General features: G+C 28.9%; 17 protein-coding genes. 7 read left to right on the forward strand and 10 right to left on the reverse strand.

Annotated features, from left to right (window positions below):
- Nucleotides 1-308 precede the first annotated feature (308 nt).
- The 6 genes from bpSLO_RS05360 (at nucleotide 309) to bpSLO_RS05385 (ending at nucleotide 7059) form a co-directional block, all read left to right on the forward strand.
- Nucleotides 309-1133 carry a virulence associated lipoprotein gene (locus tag bpSLO_RS05360; protein ID WP_246989919.1) on the forward strand — a complete coding sequence of 275 codons (825 nt, stop codon included), beginning with the start codon at nucleotides 309-311 and terminating at the stop codon, nucleotides 1131-1133.
- 437 nt (nucleotides 1134-1570) lie between these two features.
- A complete protein-coding gene (locus tag bpSLO_RS05365) occupies nucleotides 1571-2395 on the forward strand; it encodes a virulence associated lipoprotein (protein WP_246989920.1) in 825 nt (274 codons plus the stop codon).
- A 426-nt stretch (nucleotides 2396-2821) separates the two neighbouring features.
- Nucleotides 2822-3646 (forward strand): virulence associated lipoprotein, encoded by an 825-nt coding sequence (locus bpSLO_RS05370; RefSeq protein ID WP_246989921.1) that lies wholly within the window; start codon nucleotides 2822-2824, stop codon nucleotides 3644-3646.
- Between the two features lie 358 nt (nucleotides 3647-4004).
- Nucleotides 4005-4829 (forward strand): complement regulator-acquiring protein, encoded by an 825-nt coding sequence (locus bpSLO_RS05375; RefSeq protein WP_246989922.1) that lies wholly within the window; start codon nucleotides 4005-4007, stop codon nucleotides 4827-4829.
- A 212-nt stretch (nucleotides 4830-5041) separates the two neighbouring features.
- Complete coding sequence (locus tag bpSLO_RS05380; protein ID WP_246989923.1) at nucleotides 5042-5842, forward strand: complement regulator-acquiring protein; 801 nt, start codon at nucleotides 5042-5044, stop codon at nucleotides 5840-5842.
- A 239-nt stretch (nucleotides 5843-6081) separates the two neighbouring features.
- A complete protein-coding gene (locus tag bpSLO_RS05385; protein WP_246989924.1) occupies nucleotides 6082-7059 on the forward strand; it encodes a complement regulator-acquiring protein in 978 nt (325 codons plus the stop codon).
- A gap of 641 nt (nucleotides 7060-7700) precedes the next feature.
- Here the strand turns inward: bpSLO_RS05385 and bpSLO_RS05390 are convergent.
- On the reverse strand, nucleotides 7701-8876 hold the full coding sequence (locus bpSLO_RS05390; RefSeq protein ID WP_246989925.1) for a hypothetical protein: 1176 nt from the start codon (nucleotides 8874-8876) through the stop codon (nucleotides 7701-7703).
- A 491-nt stretch (nucleotides 8877-9367) separates the two neighbouring features.
- On the opposite strand from bpSLO_RS05390, the gene bpSLO_RS05395 reads away from it, so the two are divergent.
- Nucleotides 9368-10357, forward strand: coding sequence for a hypothetical protein (locus bpSLO_RS05395; protein ID WP_246989926.1), 990 nt, complete (start codon nucleotides 9368-9370; stop codon nucleotides 10355-10357).
- 1032 nt (nucleotides 10358-11389) lie between these two features.
- On the opposite strand, the gene bpSLO_RS05400 is transcribed toward bpSLO_RS05395, so the two are convergent.
- The 9 genes from bpSLO_RS05400 to bpSLO_RS05440 all read right to left on the reverse strand — a co-directional run bounded on the left by bpSLO_RS05400 (nucleotide 11390) and on the right by bpSLO_RS05440 (nucleotide 20890).
- Complete coding sequence (locus bpSLO_RS05400; RefSeq protein ID WP_246989927.1) at nucleotides 11390-12328, reverse strand: hypothetical protein; 939 nt, start codon at nucleotides 12326-12328, stop codon at nucleotides 11390-11392.
- Nucleotides 12329-12769: 441 nt separating this feature from the next.
- A complete protein-coding gene (locus bpSLO_RS05405; protein WP_246989928.1) occupies nucleotides 12770-13567 on the reverse strand; it encodes a hypothetical protein in 798 nt (265 codons plus the stop codon).
- Nucleotides 13568-13894: 327 nt separating this feature from the next.
- Nucleotides 13895-14779: a hypothetical protein gene (locus bpSLO_RS05410; protein ID WP_246989929.1), complete on the reverse strand. Its 885-nt coding sequence runs from the start codon at nucleotides 14777-14779 to the stop codon at nucleotides 13895-13897.
- A 196-nt stretch (nucleotides 14780-14975) separates the two neighbouring features.
- Entirely contained in the window at nucleotides 14976-15818 is an 843-nt protein-coding gene (locus bpSLO_RS05415; RefSeq protein WP_025375845.1) for a hypothetical protein, read from the reverse strand.
- A gap of 344 nt (nucleotides 15819-16162) precedes the next feature.
- The gene (locus bpSLO_RS05420; protein ID WP_025375846.1) at nucleotides 16163-16981 is read right to left on the reverse strand and encodes a CRASP family complement regulator-acquiring lipoprotein; all 819 of its coding nucleotides are present in this window, start codon (nucleotides 16979-16981) and stop codon (nucleotides 16163-16165) included.
- A gap of 163 nt (nucleotides 16982-17144) precedes the next feature.
- Nucleotides 17145-18146, reverse strand: a complete 1002-nt coding sequence (locus tag bpSLO_RS05425; RefSeq protein WP_246989930.1) for a collagen-like triple helix repeat-containing protein — start codon at nucleotides 18144-18146, stop codon at nucleotides 17145-17147.
- Nucleotides 18147-18382: 236 nt separating this feature from the next.
- Entirely contained in the window at nucleotides 18383-19177 is a 795-nt protein-coding gene (locus tag bpSLO_RS05430) for a collagen-like triple helix repeat-containing protein (RefSeq protein ID WP_025375848.1), read from the reverse strand.
- A gap of 49 nt (nucleotides 19178-19226) precedes the next feature.
- Nucleotides 19227-19943: a hypothetical protein gene (locus tag bpSLO_RS05435; RefSeq protein ID WP_246989931.1), complete on the reverse strand. Its 717-nt coding sequence runs from the start codon at nucleotides 19941-19943 to the stop codon at nucleotides 19227-19229.
- Between the two features lie 104 nt (nucleotides 19944-20047).
- A complete protein-coding gene (locus bpSLO_RS05440) occupies nucleotides 20048-20890 on the reverse strand; it encodes a hypothetical protein (protein WP_246989932.1) in 843 nt (280 codons plus the stop codon).
- Nucleotides 20891-20916: the final 26 nt, after the last annotated feature.

The raw sequence follows: 20916 nt of genomic DNA on the forward strand, positions 1-20916 counted from the left end.
ACACATAAAATGATAATATCATCTTTATTATTTTCTATCTCTATTCCTATCTCTATTCATCACTACATCTGCACAAATTATCTTAAGTTATCTCAATTTAAAGCGTTGATTTAATAATCAATATAAATATATAATGTTATAAATATGTAATATTAATTAATAATAATTGGGATTTTTTTAATGGTATTTTTTAATGGTATTTTTTAAATTTATATTAGTATTAATTAGATTTTAATCTTAAAAACAAGGAGAATATTGTGAAACATATTTTTGATATATTTACTATAACGTTTATTTTACCACTCTTAGTGTTCTTTGCCTGCAATTCAAAATCTGGAGAGGACAGAGCTAATCAATTACAAACAAAATATAACTCTATTCAATCAATAGAAGAAAAACTCAAACAACATAAACAGGAATCTATAATCTTTAAATTAAAATTAAGAGCTCAAAAACACGAAAAGATGTTATATGCTCACACCCATTATGCTTGGATTGAGGATGGTGATGAGCTATATAGAGGAGCACCAGAAGGATATGGGAGAAGTCAATATGGAATGAGAGGAAATGATCAAGTATTCGGTATGATTTATGAGAAGCCTAAGAATTATGAATATCCCTTTAAATATTCATATCTAGAAAATAAACCAGCCAGATCAAAAATCTATTTGGCTTTTGAGTATAATGAAAACCTGATTAGAAATCTTGGAAAAGTACTTAATAAATTAGCGGATTCTGCCACTGAGAATACTAGCCCATCACAGTTCAACTTAAATGAATACAATCATTTACTTCAAGAGATTGCAGATGAAATAAAAGAATACACTCACAATTACTTTGAAGTTGCATTTGCAGAACTAATTAAAAAGGTTAATAAACTCAACATTTTATCACCCAATCAGTTACAAGAACTTGATCAAAAGTTTGATAAACTTACAGCAGAAAGACAGATACATATTAAAGATGCAAAAACAATTTACAATGATTTTAAGAATGACAAAGATCAAATTAAAAGTAATGCTGCCAACTTAAAGGATTATATAAATCAAAACTATAAGCAAAAATTCCTAACCTCATTTGCAACAATAGAAACATTAGCTAATGAGATTAAAGAAATTTTAGATACAATATAAAGAACTATATTCTTAAAAAAACTTTAATAACTCTACTAGGAGCAAAGAAACACATTTCTGCTCCTTTTTCTTGCACACATATTTCATACGAGCATAACCACTAAACACATAAAATGATAATATCATCTTTATTATTTTCTATCTCTATTCCTATCTCTATTCATCACTACATCTGCACAAATTATCTCAAATTAAAACGTTGATTTAATAATCAAGATAAATATATAATGTTATAAACATATAATGTTAGTTAATAACTATCGATATTTTTTAATGGTATTTTTTAAATTTATATTAATAAATATACGAATAATTTTAATTAAATGACTAATTAGTATTAATTTTAGTATTAGTTAGCTTTTAATTTTAAAAACAAGGAGAATATTGTGAAACATATTTTTGATATATTTACTATAACGTTTATTTTACCACTCTTAGTGTTCTTTGCCTGCAATTCAAAAACTGGAGGGGACAGAGCTAATCAATTACAAACAAAATATAACTCTATTCAATCAATAGAAGAAAAACTCAAACAACATAAACAAGAATCTATAATCTTTAAATTAAAATTAAGAGCTCAAAAACACGAAAAGATGTTATATGCTTACACCCATTATGATTGGATTGAGGATGGTGATGAGCAATATAGACGAGACCCAGAAGGATATGGGGGAACTCAATATGGAATGAAGGGTCATAATAAAGTATTCGATATGATTTATGAGAAGCCTAAGGATTATGAAAATTCCGTTGAATATTCATATCTAAAAAACAAACAATCCAGAGCAAAAATCTATTTGGCTTTTGAGTATAATGAAAATCTGATTAGAAATCTTGGAGAAGTACTTAATAAATTAGCAGCTTCTGCTACTGAGAGTACTAGCCCATCACAGTTCAACTTAAATGAATACAATCATTTACTTCAAGAGATTGCAGATGAAATAAAAGAATACACTCACAATTACTTTGAAGTTGCATTTGCAGAACTAATTAAAAAGGTTAATAAACTCAACATTTTATCACCCAATCAGTTACAAGAACTTGATCAAAAGTTTGATAAACTTACAGCAGAAAGACAGATACATATTAAAGATGCAGAAACAATTTACAATGATTTTAAGAATGACAAAGATCAAATTAAAAGTAATGCTGCCAACTTAAAGGATTATATAAATCAAAACTATAAGCAAAAATTCTTAACCTCATTTGCAACAATAGAAACATTAGCTAATGAGATTAAAGAAATTTTAGATACAATATAAAGCACTATATTCTTAAAAAAACTTTAATAACTCTACTAGGAGCAAAGAAACACATTTCTGCTCCTTTTTTTTTGCACACATATTTCATACGAGCATAATCCCTAAACACATAAAACGATAATATCATCTTTATTATTTCCTATCTCTATTCATAACTACATCTGCATAAATTATCTCAAATTAAAACGTTGATTTAATAATCAAGATAAATATATAATGTTATAAACATATAATGTTAGTTAATAACTATCGATATTTTTTAATGGTATTTCTTAAATTTATATTAATAAATATACGAATAATTTTAATTAAATGACTAATTAGTATTAATTTTAGTATTAGTTAGCTTTTAATTTTAAAAACAAGGAGAATATTGTGAAACATATTTTTGATATATTTACTATAACGTTTATTTTACCACTCTTAGTGTTCTTTGCCTGCAATTCAAAAACTGGAGGGGACAGAGCTAATCAATTACAAACAAAATATAACTCTATTCAATCAATAGAAGAAAAACTCAAACAACATAAACAAGAATCTATAATCTTTAAATTAAAATTAAGAGCTCAAAAACACGAAAAGATGTTATATGCTTACACCCATTATGATTGGATTGAGGATGGTGATGAGGAACATAGACTAGACCCAGAAGGATATGGGGGAACTCAATATGGAATGAAGGGTCATAATAAAGTATTCGGTATGATTTATGAGAAGCCTAAGGATTATGAAAATTCCGTTAAATATTCATATCTAGAAAATAAACCAGCCAGATCAAAAATCTATTTGGCTTTTGAGTATAATGAAAATCTGATTAGAAATCTTGGAGAAGTACTTAATAAATTAGCAGCTTCTGCTACTGAGAGTACTAGCCCATCACAGTTCAACTTAAATGAATACAATCATTTACTTCAAGAGATTGCAGATGAAATAAAAGAATACACTCACAATTACTTTGAAGTTGCATTTGCAGAACTAATTAAAAAGGTCAATAAACTCAACATTTTATCACCCAATCAGTTACAAGAACTTGATCAAAAGTTTGATAAACTTACAGCAGAAAGACAGATACATATTAAAGATGCAGAAACAATTTACAATGATTTTAAGAATGACAAAGATCAAATTAAAAGTAATGCTGCCAACTTAAAGGATTATATAAATCAAAACTATAAGCAAAAATTCTTAACCTCATTTGCAACAATAGAAACATTAGCTAATGAGATTAAAGAAATTTTAGATACAATATAAAGCACTATATGCTTAAAAAAACTTTAATAACTCTACTAGGAGCAAAGAAACACATTTCTGCTCCTTTTTTTTTGCACACATATTTCATACGAGCATAATCCCTAAACACATAAAACGATAATATCATCTTTATTATTTCCTATCTCTATTTATAACTACTCTGCATAAATTATCTCAAATTAAAACGTTGATTTAATAATCAAGATAAATATATAATGTTAGTTAATAATTATTGGTATTTTTTAATGGTATTTCTTAAATTTATATTAATAAATATACGAATAATTTTAATTAAATGACTAATTAGTATTAATTTTAGTATTAGTTAGCTTTTAATTTTAAAAACAAGGAGAATATTGTGAAACACTTTTTTGATATATTTACTATAACATATATTTTACCACTCTTAGTGCTAATTGCCTGTGGTTCAAACCCCAAGCCAACCAACCAATTAAACACTTCTCCAAAAAAAGATATATTCATAATGAGCTCAAAAACAAAAAACAATCTCAACATAAAAATAAATTTAACAAACCAAATAAAGAATAAAGTCGACACTGCCTTAACTTTAATAGATAAACACTCGGCAGATATTATCAAGGAACCTGCCAAACAACTTGGAATACAATGTGCAATCTTTGATGAAATTCACTACCATAAGGTAATGTATTCATTAAACAAAATATATCCCATCAACAAAGAAAAAATAAAGTTATTTCACGCATCTCTAAACTACAATATAATAAGATTAAAATGGCTGGGAGAAATCTTTATTCAAATGCAAGCTACCAATACTAAAAAAGGTAATGAACTTTATAAATCAATCTTAGACACAGGAAGAGAATATTCGCAAAAATCATTTGAAGCTCTCATGAATAAAATCAATATAGAAAGAGATAGGCTAATTCTCTTAAATGTTGAACAACTAAAAGACATTACAAACAATCTTGACACAATTAAAAATTTAAGAACAAGTTGGATATCATTTATCGATGATATCATTAATGATTATAGAACCGATACAGACATTAAAAATAACAGCATAAAATTAATAGAACATATAACCACTAAATACAAAAAAATAGAAGATAAAATTAATGGCATCAAAGATATAGCTCACAAAACTAACAAAATTTTAAAAACAATAAAGCACCAATATTATATTAATAAAAAGATTCATTAAAAGTAAGATAAGATACTTTGCAAAAATATTCTTATCATTTAATAAAATTACAAACTAACAACTAATATTTCAGATAAACATAACAAAAAAATAACATTTTAATATTTTTTTATAATTATATTGGTTTTTAAATTATATGATATACAATTTTATATAAGAATCATTATTAATTAATGATCATATTAATATAATATTAAGGAAGAAGAATTTCTATGAGAAACAACATTTTAAATAACTCTTTTATTACATTTGCTTTAATAGCACTTATACTAGTCGGATGTAACCCAAATGGAACCCTTGCAAAGATAAAATCTCACACAAACTCTAAAGCAAATGCAAATCAAAGCAATGACATACAAACAAAATCCAACTCAGATGAAGAACATGCTCAAGACAATCTAAAAGAAGATAACGAAAAAACAGCACTAATAGCTGAAATAATAAAAAAAGCTCAAACCAGTATAGCTTTAATAAATGGATATAAAAATAATATTGAAGATAATGATCAATATGGAATGGAATGGGGAGTTTTTAGATTCTTAAATAACGAGAAAAATAAAAAAACACTAAATTCTCCTGAAAATATACACATAAGAAAGCAATTTTATTTATCATTAGAATGGAAAAAAGATACACTTAAAAAGTTTGGAACAATCATAAAAGATAACACTGATAACTTAGCAAAAACAATCTTATTCACAGGAATACATTATGCTCACGAATATTTTGAATGGATAATTAATATAATACACGATAAAAAACACAACCTTCGGATTTTGACACTTCAAGAATTAAAAGACATCAAAAATAAACTTGTAAAAATTGACGGACTAAGAAAGAAATGGAGAGATACTATTGATAACATTATTGCTGAGTATGAAGCTGATAATGACATGCAAAATAATAATCAAAAATTAATACAACACGTAAACTCTAAGTATGGCACAATATTTAATACTGAAATTCCTAGCATTCAAGTATTATCTCAAGATATTGCAAAGATTCTAAAATAAGACTTTACAAATAACTCAAACATTTGGGAAGGAAAATATTTTTTCCTTCCTTTTTATATTTATATAAATACTACAAATAAAAATAATCTAAATCTCAACTAATAAATTACAAAAAAAATAACATTTTAATATTTTTTTATAATTATATTGGTTTTTAAATTATATGATATACAATTTTATATAAGAATCATTATTAATTAATGATCATATTAATATAATATTAAGGAAGAAGAATTTCTATGAGAAATAATATTTTAAATAACACTTTTATTACATTTGCTTTAATAGCACTTATACTAGTCGGTTGTAACCCAAATGGAACCCTTGCAAAGATAAAATATCACACAAACTCTAAAGCAAATACAAATCAAAGCGATGATACAAAAAAATCAATGAACATAACGTTCAGCCCACAAATACCTAATAGTAATGCTCAATTAGCAGCAAAAAAAGGCGATGACAAACCATCAGAACTCAACCCAAATAAAGAACATGCTCAAGACAATCTAAAAGAAGCTCAGGACTTAGAATTAAAAGAAGATAAAGAACAAAAACATGCACAAAAAAATCCAAAAGAAGATAAAGACGTAAAGTCAAAAGAAGATAACGAAAAAGCAGCACTAATAGCTGAAATAATACAAAAAGTTCAAACCAATATAGCTTTAATAAATGGATATAAAAATAATATTGAAGATGATGAACAATATGGAATGAAATGGGGGGTATTTAGATTTTTAAAAGACAATAAAAATAAAAAAACACTAAACTCTCCTGAAAATATACACATAAGAAAGCAATTTTATTCATCCTTAGAATGGAAAAAAGATACACTTGAAAAGTTTGGAACAATCCTTAACAACATAGAAAAACATAACACCACTTCGGCAAAAACAATCTTATTAACAGGAGTAGAAACTCTTCAAACAATATTTGAAGAAACAATAATTAATATAAATGATAAAAAAGAGAACTTAAATAAGTTAATTCTTCAAGAATTAAAAGACATTAAAAATAAACTTGTAAAAATTGAAGAATTAAGAAAGAAATGGAGAGATACTATTGATAACATTATTGCTGAGTATGAAGCTGATAATGACATGCAAAATAATAATCAAAAATTAATACAACACGTAAACTCTAAGTATGGCACAATATTTAATACTGAAATTCCTAATATTCAAGCATTAGCTCAAGATATTGCAAAGATTCTAAAATAAGACTTTACAAATAACTCAAACCTTAGGGAGGAATTTTTTCCTCTCTTTCTTATTTTAGATAAAATACCAAATTAAGAAATAAAAATGATTAAACTTCCTACAAGTTAAATATCTTCCTTCAAATCTAATTGACAAACTGACTTATTTTTAGATCTATAATAAACAATTATCATAGGCAATATCAGAAACAATATAATAAAATTTTTCATAAATATCGATCTTTTTTTAAGCTTTTCTACTATACAAATAATAATTAATCTTATATAATACATATTACATTATAATACTTATTACATATTTCATTAATATATAATTTAAAGGTGGCAAATTTTTTGTTTCGTCCATTCATAACAAACAATATTTAAATATCAGCTTGAGAATACAAGCTGATAGGTGGCTTAGCCTTCTCAGCCAAATCTTTATTACATCCTTTCAATATATTGATAATATTATTGATAAAATCACTTACCAAAAATACAATAATAAAAACATATTCTTTTTTTAATACTGCTCTTTAAAAAAGGAGGCCTGACACAGGCCTAAATGAAATAAACCCTTTAATCTTCACATTTATATCACATAATAATCCATGCTACCTCGCACTCTAGAAAGTTTAAATTATTCACCTAAATTCACCCAATTTATAAAGAATTAATTAAATGTTCAATGTCTTTTGACAGTTTGAATAAAGACTCAATTGCCAACCTTATCTTACCCTTTGGATCAGTAATTTCATTCAATGCATTTAACATTCTCTCTTTGTTAGCTTTGTGTACATTTGCAATATACAATTTTCTCTGAATCTTATAAATCACATCTTTCCTTACATCAATAAACTCTTCTAATTTAAGGTCAATTGCAGAAATTTTGTCTGCAGAATCACAATTATTAATTAAATCTAATTTTTTTTCATTGAAATTCATACCTAAATTATAAGAAGAATGATCTGAAACATCACACAACCGGTATAATACACCCGCCATAACACTCGTTTCACTACTACTGTATCTAGGATCACGATGATCAATTGACAAATCTAAATTTTTAAATATACTTTTCAAAGTCAGAACATTTTTAATATCATTTCCCAATGATAGATAAATCTTCCTTTTTGGATGCCGCTGATTAAAATCTCGTAATCTCTCAGAGACATTTTGGTCACCAAATAAAAAGGTTGTTGGATCAAATCCTGCTTGCACAAACGCAAATTCATCTACCTTAGAATTAAGAGTATCTCTATAATCTTTTAGTCTCATAGTGAATATTTTATAAGCCAAATCTCTGGCTGCTCGCTCTCCATTACCTTGTTCATCTGCTCCTTGTTCATCTGCTCCTTGTTCATCTGCTCCTTGTTCATCTGCTCCTTGTTCATCTGCTCCTTGTTCATCTGCTCCTTGTTCATCTGCTCCTTGTTCATCTGCTCCTTGTTCATCTGCTCCTTGTTCATCTGCTCCTTGTTCATCTGCTCCTTGTTCATCTGCTCCTTGTTCACCCGCTCCTTGTTCACCTGCTCCTTGTTCACCTGCTCCTTGTTCATTTGCTCCTTGTTCATTTGCTCCTTTGTTTTGCTTATTAACATCAACCTCAACATTATCTACTCTCAGTGCTTTTAAAATATCTGTTCCTGAATTTTCTCTAATCTCTCTAGTCAATAAAGAACGCGATACATCTAACTTATCTATAGCACCATTTACTGGATTTTTTGGGGAAATTGCCTTACCTACATGTTTCTTCCCTTTGTTCAATGATCCTTGGTCACATCCCAACATTATGCTTATAATACTAATTAAAAAAATTAATAAATTAATTTTTTTCACTACACTTCTCCTTATATATTAAAATAATTTATAAATCAACATTCAATTAATATAATTAATAAATCAAATTACAATTAAATCAACTTACAAACTAATTTATTATTAAAAAATTTTATAAAATCACTTATTTTAAGTTAAAATTATGCCATTTTGAAGATATACACAAATTGGTGAAACGTTTGAAATTAATATATACATTTAGTGATGCATAATTAACATTTATAACTTTATTGGTACTCTTTTATTTACAAATAACTACTTTTCAAATAAGAAAGCATAACTTAAAAAAATCTCATGTTAAGTTAAAATCCAAAGTGTAGTTATAGAGTGTGCTTTAAGTTGTTGTGGGATACTTAAGTTACAAAGTTAACCAATTAAATGCAATGTAATTTAAAAGTGTGTACATATGGTATAAAATTGTGTTATATATATTAGGTAATCTTGAATGATTGATAAAAATTGATAAAAGATTAAAAAAGGAGAATTATTATATGAAAAGAGTCGAGGTTAGCATTTATATAGTTGCAGTTGCAACTCTGTCTTGCAAACAGGGGGTGTCTCGTGATGTAACTAGTCAAGATGGAATGAGAGTAGTGTCATCAAAAACATATATTCCCACAAATCCTGAAGTTTCTAACGTTATCAAACCTTCTAAGTCAAAAAAGAAAAAAATTTTGATTCCTGCAATGTCTGAAATTAGCAAACCTTCTGACGCAGACATAAAACGAGATAAAGCTTACATTGAATTTAAGCAAATCATAGATGAATATAAAAAACAATTGGAAATTGAATTCAATAAAGTTACAGTTAATAAATCAGTCGATGACCTTATAAAATCATTATCAGAATATAATACTCAGTCTCAGTGGAACTATATTTATACTAGTCTGGGACATGATGAGAATGTTATTGAGAATTTAAGAGTAATACTTGACAAGTTATCTAATCTCGTTGAAGAAGAGTCTGATGAAGAAGAGTCTGATGAAGAAGAGTCTGATGAAGAAGAGTCTGATGAAGAAGAGTCTGATGAAGAAAATAAGAGTTTTTTTACAAGAACATTTTCTAATTTTTTCTTTTCTAAAACTAACTCTTCAGGTCCTGATGATACAGTTCCCAAATCATCAGTTGACAAAAACTTAGAGCATGAAGTCCTTATTGATGATTTATTGAGTAATTTATTTAATCTTACAGATTTGATTCATAAAATTTTGCATAAGTGGTCAGATGAGAAAAACTTAGTTAAATTTCAGTCTGCAGAAGAGATTGCTAACAAATCTGATCAATTAAAGACAATAATGCAAGCACGAAACACCGCTATTTCTAAGATTAAGGCCCAAATAGTATTAGCTGCAAAAAATGTAGATGATGAAGAGAAGTTGGTAGAGGAACTTGAAAAGATTACTGATAATGGAGAAGCTAATTCTGCATTTAAATATGTTGAAGAATCTGCTACAAAAGATTGGGCGGTTACGAGTTATTAAGGTTTTGATCCCTTAATCAGATATAGGAATATATTTTTTTAATGACATAAGTATTGTTAATTACAGTTGATATTTTTACTATAAAATCAACTATAAACCTAATCTTTACGTTTGCATTAATATTTTAAATACATCCATAATGCCCTCGATCCATTTTGACTGAAAAATTTAGAAAACACTGTTAATTTCTTTATAATAATCTTTAAGTTAAGGATATATTCTAAATTATATCCTAACTCAGCATAAACGCTATCTTTTTTGCCTGTATTAAAATAATTTTCTAACTTATACTAATAATATATATAATATAACTTACTAAAAAATATAGTCTTATCAAACACCATTTTGTTTTCAGCAAATGTATCATTGTTCTCTCTCAATGATCACCTAAGCCATTTAATCTCTCTAGTATGACATCATAGGATTTCTCTAACTCCTTTATCAAGACGCTGAACTTATGATCTTTTGATTTTCTTGTTTTTGTATACTTGAGAACTCACCTTTATGGTGAACTGAATCATCCTTCAATAAACCACCTACTGATGGACATCATAATATCAATAGTCCAAAAAAACATTAAAGATACATAACATACATACTTTTATCATAAAATTGCTCTTTATGTTCTTTGGTTTTTTATTTTTTAAGTGAAAGTAAAATTTGAACTTAAAAAGTTGAGCCACCACCTGATCCAGATTACTTGATTACTTATTTAAGAAATTTAGACCGGTATTTTTGTTAGCAACTTTCATTTTTTAACTATATAAATTAATTACATATTAATATCTATTATTATATACAAATAATTATTAATAATCACAATTAACATCATTTTAATGAGGATTTTTAACTGAAATTAAACTATTGGATTATAATCTACATATTTTAACTGGTTAACTGGTTATATTAATTTATATTAACATTTAATAACAAAAATATAAAAGCTCGCTAGTCCAAATATAATTGTTAGTCTGCGGACTAGCAAAAGCTCAGCCTTTTATAATCACTTAAACTAAAGGTTTTAAATTTTAATTATGCACTCTTCTTCCTCCGGTACCTTGAAGATGAATTTATAATGTCAAATCTCTTACTAATTAAATTGCTTAAGCCCAATAAGCTCTCATCGTTATCTAAGTCATTCTTCTTGGTAGAATAAATTTTATGATAAATAGATCCGCTCTTACGAGAAAAAATCTTCTCAAGTTCACTTCTAATTGATTCATTATCACCCAATTTTTCTACTGCTGATGCTAACATTTGTTTAATATCTCCTATCACCTCAATTCTTCTTGCAATCAATCCATCTAAACAATTCTTAAGATATTTAATGGTTCGTAAATCACTTCTTTTCCGCAGTATATATAAATTGAAGTCACTTAAATCACCCTCATTTTCATCTACAATCGTTAAGACAAACTGAGTAGTATCTCTTAAAGAGTCCAATAAATCATCAGCACTCATTATATCTTGATCGCTGGCCTTAGATCCTGTTAATGCATTTACTATTGTTTGTAAATTACGCACAGCATTAACATCATATCCTAGCGCAGCATAAATACTGTCCTTATCTTTACTAAAATCATTTGCAAATTGCCCATGTACAAATGTAATTCGTGAATTAAAATAAGCAGAATTATTAGACCCTTGCTCAAACGTATCATAATTATCTTTAAATGATTTATTAAAAGCTACTAATGTTTTCTTTAAAATTCCAACAGCTTCCATTACTGTCTTTGGAATTGATACTGATTGGTCTACTTCAAAATCCAAGTGTAATCGATTACATACCTTTTTTACAAATACGCATTTATGTTCATCTTTACGTTCATCTTTATCTCCTTCTAAGCCTTTATTTACTACTAAAGCTGGCTCCACAGAACTAGCTTTTATAGCTGGGATATCATTAGTACACTGGATCATCATTAATCCTAAGATACTTAGTATACATACATAAATAGATGTTATTGTCATTAATATTCTCCTTATCATTATTTTTATGTCGTACTTTTATCTACACTTCTACACATATACATAACCAAAATATAAATCCATTAATTCAATATAACAATAAAAAATAGATATATTTATTAATAAATATATCTATAATTAAAAATTTTATTTATTATTGAATAATTTATTTCTATATTTTATATCCATGTTTCAATTGGTAATACAAGAATAATTAAAGTGATATCATAATACATAAACACAATAAAAAAGCCAGTCTACGTCTTTAAAGTAAACTTTAAAGTACGTAAACTGAATCAGGTGGTGGCTCAACCTGTAATAGTTATTATACTTAAACAATATAAAATTTGCAACCTAATCGGAATTAATATTAAATTAAAACTTGAAATTAAATTTAAACAACAGCAAACCTGCCTAATAAATACACAACTGATCTAAGTTCACCTACGGTATTAAATTACTAACTTTCTTTTTAATACTTTCTTTTAAGTTCTTCAAATTTTTACCAATAACACAAATTTGACTGCTACATGTTTTAAATATCAAACCAATAATAGAGCCCAATGCATCTTGAATGTGATTTTTATCATTAACATTGAATAATGCTGCTTGATTTATTATATCTTTAAGTAATACTACCATTTGTTCTCTTTGTACAAGCATATTATGTACCATAGTCTCAAGTTCACTTAAACTTGCTACATCTTGGGTTGCTTTAAGTTTGGTTAAATTGTCTTTATTTAAATAACCATTATTTTCACTGAGAACGCTAATAAAGAACCCCACACTCTCATCTAAAGCCATCAATAAATCACAAGCGGTCTTCATACCTGCAGCACTAGTAGCAGTTGTAGTCGTTAAATTTATTACTACTACCTTCAAGTTACTGAGAGCCTCAGGATCTCGCTTTAAACTAGCATAAACTCTGTTCTTTTTCTCTTCAACAGGCAAATCCCAAACCCTACTAAACATACTATCAAACACATCCTGATTAAATCCCTTGGGCTTAAAATTTAATGACTCTTCAAGCAATCTTAATCTTCCAAGTAATGCAGCATAAGCTTGCTCTGTTGGTGTTTTAAGCTCGCATTCCTCTTGTCCCTTTACGTCCTCATTTATATCTAAGCGACAATCTAATGGAACGCTTTTTTCATTTTTGGTTGTCTTTTTGAATGCGCACCCCAGCACTGACACACTAAGCAAGCACATTACCATACATCTTATTTTCATGAAATGATTCATTAACATTCTCCTTGATAATCTTTTTGTACATTAAACACTAAGGTACTACCTTTATACCATATAATATGTAATATATATTTATATTCATTATAATATAATATTATATTAATTAATAAAAATTAATCTATTTACTTAAACAGGTACTCTACACCCCGACTTTACCTTTCTTAATTCTTTTGTTTTAAACAACATAACAAAAAGTAAAGTCTACCCTATATACTTAAATATAAAGTAAACTTAATATTTGTAAAAACTATAAAATGAACATCAATCCTAAGCAATAGAAAACTGCTTAATAAGTACACAATATGATCACACTTAGTAGACCTATTTTTTTAACTCTTCTTTCTTCAACCTTTCCTCTTTAAGTCTTTCTTTAATTTTGAAATTAAGTCGATCCTTCCGCTTCTGTTGCTCTATTAAATCATCAATTTTATTTTTAATTGTATCCTTCAATCCTAGCAAGCTATCATTACCAACCTCAATTACCTTCAAAATCTCTCCGTCATTACCAATAATGAGATCCACCGCATCTTTAATTGATTCAACCTTTTCTAGACCTGATATATCCCTTATTTTATTTTCAAATAATTCTATCACACGATTTCTTTGTACAAGCAAGTTATCTAAAGCAGAATTAATACCACTAATAACCTCTACATCCTTGATCTGCTGCAACATACCTAAATTGGTATTATTTAAAATCTGACCATCCTCTTTCACAACTTCACTAACATAAAGCCCACTATCTCTTAACGATATCAATAAATCAAGAGCAGTATCCTTATAATCAGCAATACCACTACTCATTAATGCCCTTACAATTTGCCTTATTTTCTCAATATATACAAAGTCATACTTTAAGGCAGCATAAACACAATTTTTTAAGTAATAATCATCACTCTTAAAGTACAAAGTAAAACCATTAAACATGCTATCAAACGCAGTTTGATCAAATCCTTCAGACTTAAAATTTAATGACTCTTTAAGCAATCTCACACTTTCAAGTAATGTAGTATAAGGCGTTTGTGGTAAGTCCTCAGGTAGACTTGGATTAACTAAGTCAGACTTACTACCCAAATGGTTTGTGTGGATGGCTTTGCCTGTGCGGAGCTTGGTAGGAACATTCAATGAGACTTTTCTACCCGCTGCACAACTTAGAATCACTAATCCCAAAACACTAATTATAAATATTACCATACCTATTCTCATTATATATTCTCCTTATCTGCACTATACCTCTAATTATTATAAATACATAGAAAATGCATAGAAATAAACTATAAATCTATGCAAAAATCTATGTTAACACAATACTTACCCAATTATACAATAACATTGTTAATAAATATTGTTAATATATTACTTATTGTCCCACCAACTGCTTAACATATAATTACTATAAAACCTAATGTCCTAATTTATTAACTCGTATCTTCATTAAATCTCTCAACCCTCGCAAACCTAAAATTGGCTTACAAGTAGAAAAAATACTCTTATAAAGGAATCCATCTTCCTCAATAATCTTATCAAGATGAAAGATCAATGCTTGAACATTAGCCCCTGATAATACTTTCATAGTAGCCAACCCTGCTGCTCCCCGTAGCATTATTTTAACTCTTTCTATCAAATTATTACGTATTAATAACATCAGCTCTAAAATATTCTTAATGTCATGCATACCTAATACATTATTACTGGCTCTAAGTGCTACTAAATTATCTCTACTTAAAATTGAACCCTTATCATTTATAACTTCACTTATATACTCCGCACTACTCTTTAAATTATCCAATAATTTCATAGCAATAGTCCAATTCACAACATGGTTACCTGAACTTGCCAAGTTATCTACTACTATTTCCAAGTTACTGAGAGCTTCAACGTCTCGATTTAAACTAGCATAAACTTTATCCTCATCTTCTCTCTCTTTTTTAAAACCCTGAGAATCAACCCAAACTTGAAATATATTATTAAACTGAGATCTATTAAATTCTTCGGGTTGATAATTCAATGAAGTTTTAAGTTTATTCAAATTTTCAAGTAATGCACCATAAGCTTGATCTGCTGGTGTCTTGCTCTCTCTAGCGACTCTCCCTTCACCCATCTTTACTAAGGTTAATAAATTATTATCGTTTCTAACACCTGAATAATTCCCCTTCTCTTCTTTTATAAAACTACTACCTGCTGGACACCCTAGCATTAGACTCAACAAACCCAGCATACAAATCATCATACATACTCTTTGCATTAAACAACTCCTTTTTTACACATACAATATATTTTAACTCAGTTTAACAATTAAACCATTATTAATTAAAAACATTAATATTTTATTGATTAATAAAATTTATTATTTTGGTTTATTTTTTTATTATATTTAATTTTAAATTAGTAATATGGTTAAATTTAAAAATTTAACCTAAAACTAGCATGATAGTAATCTATACCACCATACACAACAATGAAGGAAGCTTGACATATATTTGACATATAAATAACACATCAAATAATATATTATTTAATATATAAACATTACAAATATAACATAGGTTTAAGCAATGCTCATCTAAATGTGCATATATTAAAAATATGCTACGATTTACCCCTTAAAACTTGCAACCTTAAATTATCAACTGTACTTTCAATTTTAGTTCGTAAATCTCTCAAACTTAGTTTTGTACCAGAATTAATGCTCTCTTTAAGCCTACCTTGGGCACTAGTAATCGGCTCGAGTGCAAGTCGAATATTTGCATTATCACCTACCACTTTTACTGCCATCTTCAACATACCTTTCGCCATATCTACTACAATATTTCTCAATTTCAGCATTTCATCTAAATCAGACTTAAGTAAATTGATGCCCTTTAAATTATTGCTATGTTGCAGCACATTTAAATTGGCTTGATTTAAAATTCCCTCATTTTCATCTATAATTTCCCTGATGTACATCGCACTAGCCCTTAAACGGTATAATAAACTCAAAGCACAATTCCTACTAGACTGATCGACATTAGATGTTAAAGTCTTTATCACTGTTTTTAGGTTTGTAATATCTGCAACCTCATACCTTAGACTTGCATAAACATCATCTTTTGCATCACCATCAAAATCCACCTCAAACTCACTAAATATACTACTTTCAAATAGAGCCTTCATCGGCAAAAAAGCATCACGATTGTCATTATAAGAAGCTTTAAGAGTAGACAAACTTATGTTTAATGCATCATAAGATGTCACTACCTGTGGATATCTTTCTCTAGGTGGGGGAGGTGTAGATGGTGCTAATGATCCAATATATCCTGAAAGTCTGTGAATACCAGACACATTCATGCCAACTGAAGATTTTTCAGTTACTGCACATCTTAACACTAAAAACCCAAATGTGCAAACTAACATACATACTTTTTGCATTAATATTCTCCTTCCTCCTACCTATACAAAAAGACTTAAAATAAGTCTTAACATAATTATTTTATACTATAATACATCTAAATTTAGCAAATATATACACTAAGACACACAAGGTGTGTAACCCTTTGTGTCTATTGTGCGTTTGTTTTTATAAATTTATTATTTACTTAGCTTTTTTTTCAATCTCAGCTTTTAAGCCTTGTAAGCTAGTTATAGTATTCCCATAAACTTGTACATAAATACTTGCACCTACATTAACAATTGGCGATAAAGCATCTTGAACTCTGTCAATATTTTGCATATCTTTTACTGAATTTAATATTGAGTAAATCTCTTTTATTAAGTTAAATCTCAAAAAAAACATTGTATCTAGCAAAGAAACAAGATCAAGAAGAACATCTTGCTCTTTAGATAAAATAAATTTATCTAGAATATCGCTAGTTAAAATTACATTTGCTCTACCCTGCTCTACAACATCACCAACATAAGCTCCAATATCCCTTATAACATTCATAAGCGTCTGAGCAGTTGAAATTCCAGCATTATTAGCAGCAGAAACAGAATTTAATAATTTACTTATTACAATTTCTAATGCTTCAGCAAAATTTTGATTATAATCCATACCAGCATAAAGATTATTCTTTACAAGATTATCTTCAAAACCAATAAATGTCTTATCAGTACCAAGCTGATGATCAAATGGTATATTAACTGATCCATAATCAAATTGATCTTTATTAGCAGAATATGCATTGCTAAGACTCCTGAATTTTACCCTTAGCAATCCAGCACCAACATTCCCGTCCCGACCCGGCATTCCCGGCAAGCCATCCAATCCCGGAGGCCCATGCAATCCTTGAGGACCCACAAATCCCGGAATACCCGCAGGTCCCGGAGGGCCATCAAGTCCATCTACTCCTGCTGCTCCTTGTGGGCCTTGTGGACCTTGTGGGCCTTGTGGACCTTGTGGGCCGCGTAGCCCTTGTGGGCCTTGTGGGCCTTGTGGGCCGCGTAGCCCTTGTGGACCTTGTGGACCTTGAATTCCGTCCTTACCATTTTTGCCTGCAACTCCTTGCGGTCCCACTGAACCAGAACATCCTACAATCATAAATAGTAAAAAAATCAAAAAATATATACCACACATACCCTTAAATCTTTTTTGCATTAAATATCTCCTTTTTTACTTAGTTTTACATAATAAAAAAAATAAAAATAATATTATAAAACTAACTATCTATTATTAATAATAATATTTAGCATCATATTAATCAATATTTTTTATCTGTACTCCAAATTAATTAACAATAATTATTTGGAATACATAAATTCAGTCATCTAAAATGGCAGTGCTTTATATATTTATAATCTCTAAATATATCTCAAACTAAAAGCTATGCTTCACTATGGTAATAATATTTGCTTGATGTTATTCACTTTCTTCTCAATTGCATCTCTTAAATTTTTCAAGCTTTCATCACCCACATAAATTTTTTTATGAATTTTGCCATTAAAGAGAACAATTGGGTCTAATTTAGATCGAACACTTGCGATATGATGTAAAATAGACAGGTTGACTAAAAACAATTTTGTTGAATCTAGCATATTTTTTATATCATCTAGAACACTCCCCCTTCTGTATAACATCTCCATTAACATAGCATTAAGTTCACTAATATCTTCTTCATTAATTTCTCTCTTCAGTTTAGCTAAATCGAAATCATTCCCTGCATCCATAATTTCTATGACTTCATGGACATACTGAGCACTATCTCTTAAAGCTAATAGCAAATCATTAACATAGCGTTTATTAGCATTACTAACAATATTCATGAATCCAGTTACGATTTGTTTTACTATCTCAATATCTGAAACTTTATACCCTAAACCAGCATAAACGTAGTTTCTTTGTTTCTCCGTGACAAATTGATTATTAAATTCATCACTGCTAAATGGAATAATTTTATCAAAATCAGCCTTTCTTGACTTAAATGTTTCATAATTAGCATCATAGACTCTTACAAGATTCAAATAATTTGCCTTGAGTAAGTCAACATCACTTCGTCCATCGTGCCCTTTAAATCCCTTTTGACCAGTACGTCCTTTAGGCCCACTCAGCCCACGTGGCCCCATTGGACCAACACACGCTACAAATCCTAAGGCACTTAAAACGCATATTACCATACATATTCTTTTCATTAAAAACCCCTATATATTTTTTACCTTCTTTAATACCTTTAATTCACCATTAAGACACTAATAATCGTTTTAATTCATCAATTTTATTTTTAACCGAATCTCTTAACCCCTTCAAACTTCCATTTCCAATATAAATTTTTTCATAAACTTTGCCCTGAGTATTAATAATTGAATTTAGGCTACTTCTAACCTTTGCAACATCCACTCCCCTCTTAAATAACGACCTTATGTTAATTAATACCGATTGCACATCGTCTAAAACACTTTCTCTTTGTCTAAATATATCCATAACCATAGCAGAAAGTTCAGAAATATGGGGTTCATCATACTTACGAAACTTAGCTAAACCAACACCGGATAAAAAGAAATCCATAAACTCATATACATACTTCGCACTGTCCCTTAAAGCCAATAACAAACGCTTAGCAGCATTATTATCAAGATTATTAGCCAAAACATTACCTGTTAATTGCGCTACGATCTGTTCTACCATACTAACATCGCTCTCATCATGCTTTAAGCCAGCGTAAACGTAGTCTTTTGACTGCTCTGTATTAAATTCATCCTGAAATACACTATGTCCAAATGCAATACTATTATTAAAATTTGCTCTCTTTGAATTGAATACCTGATAGTTATAATAATAAGAAGACTTCAGAATCAATATACTTGCCTCTAGTAATTCAAAATCACCGCGCAAACCTTGGCCAATTGCACCACGTTTTCCATCAGGGCCTATAAACCCCATAAACCCCTGTGGTCCCATTGGACCAGTACATCCAAACATCAAGGTGCTTAAGATGCATATTATCATACATATCCTTTCCATTAAAAAACTCCTCTTTTTTTTTTACCTTCCTTTATACACTACTATGATATTAATGCCTTCTTTAATTGATTAACTTTTTCTGTAATTGCCACTAGCAAGCTTTGCAAACTCCTATTAATACTAAAACTCCCTCCATAAACTTTTTCACGCAATCTTTCCCCCGGCCTAACAATTGAACCTAATGCATCTTGAATTCGTACAGTATCAACAAAATTTGGTTTGAAAGACTGTTTTGCGTTTTTTAGTATATCGTGAACATCGTCTAGCACACACTCCCTTTGTCTAAACATCATTATTAACATAGCATTAAGTTCACTCATACCTTCTAAATTATTACTTTGCTTAAGTATAGCTAACTCCTTATCTAACAAAGAGATAACCTCTCTAATAAAACGGGCACTGTCTTTTAAAAAGATCAACAAATACTTAGCATACTCCTTAACCATAGAATCAGAAGAATTTGTTAATGACTCTACGATCCGTTTTACTGTTTGAATATCTTCAACATTATGCTTTAAACTCGCATAAACATCATCCCTACCATTTTCTGGATTATTTAACTTAAACGAATCCTCAAATATACTATGATCAAATAGAGCCTTAGTATCAATATCGTTTTTTTGTAAATTAAATTCATTAATGTTAGCATAATATGAACGCTTAAGCTTCGACAAGCTTGTCATTAACATTGCAATATCACCTCGTCCGGATTTCTCTCCAACATCTCCTCTAAGCCCTGCATTTCCTGCTAACCCCGTTATCCCTCTCGGCCCCCTTTGCCCTACTATCCCAATTGACTTTGCTATCCCCATTGGGACAGTACATTGCACTATCAAAAACCCTAATGAAATCATAACAAATATAACCACACATACTCTTGTCATCAAAAAAACTCCTATTTGTTTACCTT

Origin of the sequence: Borrelia parkeri (genome assembly GCF_023035815.1) — a bacterium.
In the GTDB taxonomy this organism is placed as follows: domain Bacteria; phylum Spirochaetota; class Spirochaetia; order Borreliales; family Borreliaceae; genus Borrelia; species Borrelia parkeri.